Annotated in this window: 6 protein-coding genes and 1 pseudogene; 3 read left to right on the top strand and 4 right to left on the bottom strand. The window is 67.1% G+C overall.

Going from position 1 to position 7,308, the window contains the following annotated elements; translation table 11 throughout:
- Positions 1 to 121: 121 nt before the first annotated feature.
- The 4 genes and pseudogenes from ACFOM8_RS22085 to ACFOM8_RS22070 form a co-directional block, all read right to left on the bottom strand.
- Positions 122 to 238, bottom strand: a pseudogene (locus ACFOM8_RS22085) (H-NS histone family protein); the annotation flags it as partial.
- Positions 239 to 345: 107 nt separating this feature from the next.
- Positions 346 to 1,518, bottom strand: coding sequence for an ABC transporter permease (locus ACFOM8_RS22080; protein WP_377764537.1), 1,173 nt, complete (start codon positions 1,516 to 1,518; stop codon positions 346 to 348).
- A complete protein-coding gene (locus ACFOM8_RS22075) occupies positions 1,515 to 2,702 on the bottom strand; it encodes an ABC transporter permease (protein ID WP_377764536.1) in 1,188 nt (395 codons plus the stop codon). The genes ACFOM8_RS22080 and ACFOM8_RS22075 overlap by 4 nt, the downstream gene beginning before the upstream one ends.
- Positions 2,699 to 3,727: an HlyD family secretion protein gene (locus tag ACFOM8_RS22070; protein ID WP_377764535.1), complete on the bottom strand. Its 1,029-nt coding sequence runs from the start codon at positions 3,725 to 3,727 to the stop codon at positions 2,699 to 2,701. The genes ACFOM8_RS22075 and ACFOM8_RS22070 overlap by 4 nt, the downstream gene beginning before the upstream one ends.
- A gap of 376 nt (positions 3,728 to 4,103) precedes the next feature.
- Between ACFOM8_RS22070 and ACFOM8_RS22065 the strand changes: the two genes are divergently transcribed.
- The 3 genes from ACFOM8_RS22065 to ACFOM8_RS22055 all read left to right on the top strand — a co-directional run.
- Positions 4,104 to 5,195: a catalase family protein gene (locus ACFOM8_RS22065; protein WP_377764534.1), complete on the top strand. Its 1,092-nt coding sequence runs from the start codon at positions 4,104 to 4,106 to the stop codon at positions 5,193 to 5,195.
- 39 nt (positions 5,196 to 5,234) lie between these two features.
- Entirely contained in the window at positions 5,235 to 5,981 is a 747-nt protein-coding gene (locus tag ACFOM8_RS22060) for a hypothetical protein (RefSeq protein WP_377764533.1), read from the top strand.
- On the top strand, positions 5,981 to 7,308 hold a 1,328-nt coding region (locus ACFOM8_RS22055), incomplete at its 3' end, for a Dyp-type peroxidase (RefSeq protein WP_377764532.1). The genes ACFOM8_RS22060 and ACFOM8_RS22055, both read left to right, overlap by 1 nt.

The following is a 7,308-nucleotide window of genomic DNA, read 5'->3' as shown; positions in this document are numbered from 1 at the left end:
AGTGTAGCTGATGCCATTGGACGCGGTGAGATAAGTTAAGCTCCACAAGGCGGGGCGATACATGCTGCAATTATGACTAAAAGGCGCGCTTCGCGCACCTCTCAAATGCAACGTGAGACGATTAAATCGCAAAATCCTCGAGTGATTTTCCGGCTTCTAGAGCCTCCACGATCCAGCCGGGTTTGCGGCCACGACCGGTCCAGGTCAGGTCTGGGTTTTCCGGATGGCGGTATTTGGGCTCGGCCTTTTGCAGACCTGATGACCTAGGCGTCGGCTGGTCCCGAGATCATGGCCGCGCCCGGATCGGCCGTGCCCCAACCCTGACGCCTGCCTCGGTGCACGCCCTCAGAAGATGTCGCCCGCCTCCTGCGACCGAACTTCCGGCCGGGCTGCGGAAAGCCGCGAGCCGCTTGCGCCCAAGCGCAACAGAAGGGTGATTCCCGCATAGGCAAACGCGAGAAGCCAGAGCTGGCGGATGAGGGGCGCCAGTTCGGCCAGTCCGGCCCCCATCTGGGCGCTGCGGACATAGCCCTCGATCATCGCGGTGCTGGGAATGGCCTGAGCGGCGGCTCGCAACAGGAGCGGCAGCGACTCGATGGGCCAAGAGAAGCCTGACAGGAAGAACAGCGGCATCCCCAAGGACAGAAGCACCATCTGCACCATCTCGGCACGGCGCAGCACGGCGGCCACGGCCTGCGCGAGGAACCCGACCGCCAGCACGAAAGGAACCCCCAGCATCGCCAGCGCCGGCAGATGGCCCAGCCAGGGCAGGCCATAGGCCCAAGGCAGCACGACCAGATACATCGGCAGCAGCAGCGCATAGAGGCCCAGCCACGCCCCGGCCCGGCCCAGCATCCGCCACGGCAGCGGATCGGCCGAGGGCGCACGGCGCGTGGCGACAAGGCCAAGGCCCATCATCATTGTCTGCTGCAGGATCAGCACGAATGCCGCGGGCAGGATGTAGGTGGCATAGCCGCCGGCCGGGTTGAACAGCGGCACTTCGACCAGTGCGATGGGGCTGGCGCCCGATAGGGCCTCGGTGCGGCTGGTGCCGGTGGCCAGTTGGCGCGCGACCTGCACCTGCACGCCGGTGGTGCGGGCGGGCCCGGCGATGCCGGTCAGCGCCTTCTGATACATCAGGAAGTAGCTCGCGTCGGCATAGATGGCGATGGGGCTTTGCCGGCCGCGCAGCAACTCGCGCTCGAAGCCTTGCGGCACCAGCAGGATGCCATAGGCGCGGCGTTCGTGGACCAGCCGCTCGGCCTCTGCCATGGTCGGCGGGCGGGCGACGACGGCCACCGCTTCGCTGGCGTCGATGTCGCGCGCAAGCTGGCGCGAGCCGGCCGAGTTATCCAGATCGACCACCGCCACCGGCACCTCGCGCAGCAGTTCGGGCCGGTAAGGATAGGGATAGATCAGCGCATAGATCGCCAGCGATACCATCATCACCGACAGGATCTGCGGATCGCGGAAAATCGCCGCAAGCTCGGCCCGCAGCACGCGCAGGATCGCCTTCATGCCGTCCTCCTCGCCGTGCGCGCGGTGGCGGGAGCAAGCGCCGATCGCATCCGGTCAAGGCGCAGCAGCACGATCAATCCCAGTGCGACGGCAATCGCCAGAAGGTAAAGGACAGGCCAGACGGACAGATCCATGGGGGTCGCGCGCAGCGACTGGTCGATGCGCAACTGGATATACCAGGTGCCGGGGATCAGCGCGGACCACGCCTGCGCCAAGGGCGGCATCGCCTCGCGCGGGAAGCCGATGCCCATGTAACCCAGCGCCGGCGCCAGGATCACGCCCACGAAGCTGACCGCGCGGGCGAAATCGCGCGTCAGAAGGAAGCAAAGCGCCCCGATCAGCTGGCAGGCGATGATGAACAGCGCCGCCCCCACCCCCATCAGCAGCAGCGAGCCGCGAAGCGGCACCCCGAGCCACCCGTAAAGCCCGATGTCAGAGATGCCGAGGATCAGCATGAACAGGAAGGTATATGGCAGCAGCTTGCCCAGCATTGCGGGCAATAACCCGCCTGCCAGCCGTGACAGGACGCGGGCGTGGCGGCCCGGGCCGAAATCCAGCGATACCGCATAGGTGGTTGCGGCGGCGGCCATCAGCTGGATCACCGCCGGCATCAGCGCCGCCAGCAGGAAGTCGACATAGTCGAGGGCGGGGTTGAACAGGGCATGCGTCTGCAGCAGCATGGGCTGGGCCGCCGCCGTGGCCTGCAACGAACCGGCCCCCTGAGCTTCGCGCAGGCTGACGCTGAGGCCCCCCGAAGCGGCGGTGACGGCATTGCGGGCGCCGCGGGCGACGACCGACCCGGCGCTCATGTGCTGGTTGTCGTAGAAGATCACAGCCTCGGGCCGGGCGCCGCGCAGCGCGTCGCGCTCGAAGCCCGCGGGCAGAAGCAGCGCGCCGCGCGCCCGGCCCGACAGGATCAGTGAGCGCGCCTCGAGCAGGCTGTCCGCCCGGGCGGACACCTCGACGTCAGGGGTGGCGTCCAGCATTCGCACCACCTGCCGCGAGAGGCTGGAGCGGTCCAGATCGACCACGGCGACTGGCAGGTTGGTGGCAACCCCGGAGCGGAAGACAAAGGCCAACAGGACGCACAGAGCCAGGGGCAGCACCACCGTCAAGCCGATCAGCGCCGGGCGGCGGCGGATCAGCCGGAACTCGCGCCGGATCGCCCTGACGAGACCGCTCATTCCCCCTCTGCCTCCGCCGGCCGGATCAGGGCGGACATGCCGGGGCGCAGCCCCGGAACCGGCGTGGCGGGGGCGGCGCGGACCTCGAAGCTGCGCAGGTCGAAGTCGCCTGTCGCCCGGGTCGCGCGCCAGCTGGCGAAATCGCCCTGCGCATTGATCAGCGTCACCGTCGCATCGATCTGCGCATCCAGCGCCGGCACCTGCACCCGCAGCCGGTCGCCCACCTTCAGACCGCCCAGCAGGTTCTCGCGGATGTTGAAGGTGAACCAGGTCCGGTCCAGATCAACGATGGTGAACAGCGGCGCGCCCGCGCCCACGTTCTCGCCCAATTCAACCATGCGGCCGGTCACCTGGCCGCCTTGCGGGGCGGTGACGTTCAGTTCGTCGATATTGGCCTGGGCCTGCCCAATCGCGGCGCGCGCCTGATCGACCTGGGCCGCGGCCACGGCGCGCTCCTCGGGGCTGGCGCCGGCGCGGGTCAGGTCCAGCTGCGCCTGCGCGGCCTCGACCTTGCGTTCGGCCGCGGCAAGGTTGCGGGCGCTCTGCTCGATTACTGCCTGCGAGCGGACGCCTCGCTGTTCCAGCGCCTGATCGCGGGTCGCGGCTTCCTGCGCCAGTTGCAGGTCGGCCTCGGCCGCGGCCAATTCGGCCTCGCGGGCGCGGATGATTTCGGGCCGGGTGGCGCCGATGGCGGTCTCATTGCGCTGCGCCACCACCAGTGCGGCCTGGGCGGCGCCCAGGTTTGTGGTCAGTTGCGCGTTTTCCAGCCGCACCAGCAGCGCCCCCTGCTCGACCCTGTCGCCAACATCGGCGCCCAGTTCGACCACGCGACCGGGCACGCGGGCGCTGACATCGACCCGTGGCGCCTCGGCCTCGCCCTGCACCAGCATGGCGACGGGGCGGGTGGCGTACCATACCAGCCCCGCGACCAGGGCCGCCAGGGTCAGCAGGACGACATAGGGCAGCACCCGGGATCGGGGTCGGGCTGGCATCGAAGGAGGCAGGTCGGAAGAGATCGAGGTCATGAGGATCCTTGTGGTTTATCGCCGCGTTCGCATGGATGGCCGGGATCGCCCTTGCGCGCCACTATAACGTGGGGAGCGGGGCAAAGTTGCCGGAGCTGCCGCCCTGCGGCCGGAGAGGTACTCTGCCCCTTGCTCAAGGCGCGTCGCGGTGTCGGCCAGCCCTTGCCTCGCGCCGGAGAAGGTCATGGCCGGACTGGCGCAAATCGCGGCAAGCGCAAGAACAGGAAAACTCAGGTCCTGCGGCCTTGAAGCAGGCAGGACGTGATGCGGCGTCGACATGAACTTCTAGATGGATGTCGCGTTAGGCGGCCAAGCGGTGACAGGCCCGCCCTTGATCTCGCAATCCGATCATGAGCGGATCGCAAACGGAGTCGCAATGGATATTGATTATGTCAGGTGGTCCCCGGATCTGGAGGTCGTGCAACCCGACGAGGCGCGGCTGACCGACGAGATCGTGTCGCAGATGGGCGCGGCCAATCTGGCGGCATTCGACCGCCACCGCCACGCGATCCGCGACGCCCATGCAAAAAGCCACGGCTTCCTAAAGGGCAGACTGAGGGTCCATGACGACCTACCCGCGCATCTGCGTCAGGGCATCTTTGCCGGGCCCGCCACCTATGACGTGATCGCCCGCCTGTCATCGGCGCCCGGAGACATACACAGCGACGAGATTCCCGCCCCTCGTGGCTTTGCGATCAAGATCCTGGGCGTCCCGGGCGCGCGCCTTGCCGGAGAGGAGCCGGGCCGGAACCAGGACTTCCTGATGGTCAACTTTCCCGTTCTCGCTTTCGGAACGGTGCAGAAATACAAGAAGATGCTGGGCTTGTTAGAAAATAATGCAAACGCCCCAGACTTCTTCCAGCGCATGGTCGCGGCCGCCGCTCGGGGAGCCGAGGACGTCGTCGAAGTCTTCGGCCGCGAACCCGGCGCAACCCTGCAGGGGCTGGCGCGCGACAACGCCAATCTGCTGGGCGAAACCTATCACACCCAGGGCGCGCTGCGCTTCGGCGACTACATCGGCAAGATTTCGATCGCGCCCGCGTCCACGAATGTCCGCGCGCTGACGGACAGGGTCGTCAAGGATGTGGACTTCTCGACCATGCGTGACCTGGTGGCGGACTTCTTCCGCGACCAGGGCGCCGAATACACGCTGCGCGTCCAGCTTGCGACCGACCTCGACAGGATGCCCATCGAGAATGCGGCCGTTCAGTGGGACGAGGAGTCCTCGCCCCAGCAGCCGCTGGCGAGCCTGACCTTCGAGGCACAGGACGCCTTTTCGCCCGCGCGGCGCGTCTATGGCGACGACGTGCTGCACTTCAACCCGTGGCATTGCGTCGAGGCGCACCAGCCGCTGGGTTCGATCAACCGCATCCGGCGGGCCGCCTACGCGGCATCAATGCTGCGTCGCCACGAACTCAACGCCGTCGAGCGGCATGAGCCGGCAACCCTCGACGAGATCCCCGACTGAGGACCGCGCCAGGTCCAGCAAGCCAGAAGGAGACGTGCAATGGCCCAGAAGCACGAGACGAAAGACAAGCTCGAAGGCGCGAACGCCGGCCCAGTCCAGACCGGCCCCGACCCGCGGCTTGAGGATGAAAGCAGGTTGGCCGAAATCCGGCGCAAGATCGAGGAGGTCGCGAGCGATGCACCGCAACTGGCCAAGATCGCGCTCGAAGCCATGGTCCGCCGCCACAATCCGGAACTGAAGGGCACCTCGCAGACCGCCGGGCGGGCCGGGCGACAGTCGGGCAACGTGTCGGAACTGACCGCCTTCGCCACGCTGAAGCCCGGCGGGGCCGAGCGGCTGCGCCGCATCTTCAACCTGACGAACGGCAACTTCGATGGCGCGCAGCGCGTCTCGACGCTGCACGACATGCGCTTCGTCTTCTTCGACAATGACACAAGGATCCTGTTCGCCACCACCTATGACGGCGACTGGGACGCCTATATCAACGATTTCGCGACCAAGATCCCCGAACTGATGGACCTGCTGTTCCAGTCGGTCGAGGGTTGGCCGGGCATTGCCGACCCGTCGGTCAAGGACTTCATCGCCAAGCACCAGATCGACGCCGCCGGCTGGTTCGTCGCCAACCCGCAGGTGACGGTCGTGGACGTGCGCCGCCTGCAGCGCATGGAAAAGGCCGTGAACGAGATGATGGACGCGGTGGCCGGAACCGACCTCGACAACAGCGGCCCGAAGGCGCTGAAAGCCTTCCTCGACAAGATGTCCCAGCCGGAGGGAGTGGATTACTGATGGCCCTGCTTCCCAGCCTCCGCAAACGCTTCCGCCGCGACCGCGTCAAGCTGCAGCTTGACGACATCCAGGGCTTGATCCTGCGGTCGCGCCCAGAGCCATATGTAGGCATCCATGCGATGCTGCATGTGGACGACGCCAGTGGCGGGCGCGACCTGCTGGGCCGCCTGGCCGAGCACGTCCCCTCGGCCGAGGACTGGACCAACGAGATGGAATCCTGGGTCGGCGTGGCAATCAGCCACGAGGGGTTGAAGGCGCTCGGCCTGCCCGAGGAGTCGCTGTCGAGCTTTCCGCTGCCCTTCCGCCAGGGCATGGCCGCGCGGGCCGAGATGCTGCGCGACTTCGGCGAGAACGCACCGGAGACATGGGAAGAGGCGTTCAAGCCCGGCACGCTGCACATCGCGTTGACCATCTTCGCCGCCGACGAGGCGGCGCGCGACAAGGCCGTGGGCAAGGCCATGGCCGAACTTGAGCGCTCCAGCGGCGTCACGCTGGTCGCCACCCATGAATTCGGCGCGGACGAGGATGCCGAGAATCCCTTCGGCTTCCGTGATGCCATCGCCCAGCCCAACATCGCGGGCAGCGGCGTGGACCCGCTGCCGGGCGACGGCCCGGCCATCGCCGCGGGCGAGTTCATCCTGGGCGAGAACAGCGAGACGGGCCAGCCTCTCGGCATGCCGCAACCGCCGGACCTGGGGCGCAACGGAACCTATGTCGTCCTGCGCAAGTACAACAGCCGCGTCGGCGCCTTCAACGACTTCCTGCGCGAACATGCCGAGAGCGAGGAGGCTCAGCACCTGCTCGCGGCCAAGATGGTCGGCCGCTGGCGCAGCGGCGCCCCCCTGATCCTGTCGCCCGACCACGACGACGAAGCCTTGGGTGCCGACCCCGAACGCAACAACGATTTCACCTTCAGGGACGACCCAAAGGGGCTGCTCTGCCCTTATTCTTCGCATATCCGCCGACTGAACCCGCGCGACAGCAGCATGACGATCCTGACGGATGTGAACATCAAGCGCATCATCCGCCGCCCTTCGACCTTCGGCCCCAAATGGACATCCGATGTCACAGCCGCGGATGACGGCAAGGCCGCCCGCGGGCTCTTCTTCATCTTCATCAGCGCGCGCGCCTATGACACGATCGAGTTCCTGCAGCAGGAGTGGATCAACCGCGGCAACTTCATCGACCTCGGGGAAGAACTCGACCCGATCGTGGGCCTGCACGAAGAGCCGGGCACCTTCACTATCCCGGACGAACCCGCTCGCCGCCGCGTGAACGGCGTGACCACTTTCAACCGCCTGCGCGGCGGAGAATACATGTTCATGCC

Source organism: Paracoccus angustae (assembly GCF_042648745.1).
Lineage (GTDB): Bacteria > Pseudomonadota > Alphaproteobacteria > Rhodobacterales > Rhodobacteraceae > Paracoccus > Paracoccus angustae.
This window is presented reverse-complemented; position numbering and strand designations above follow the sequence as displayed.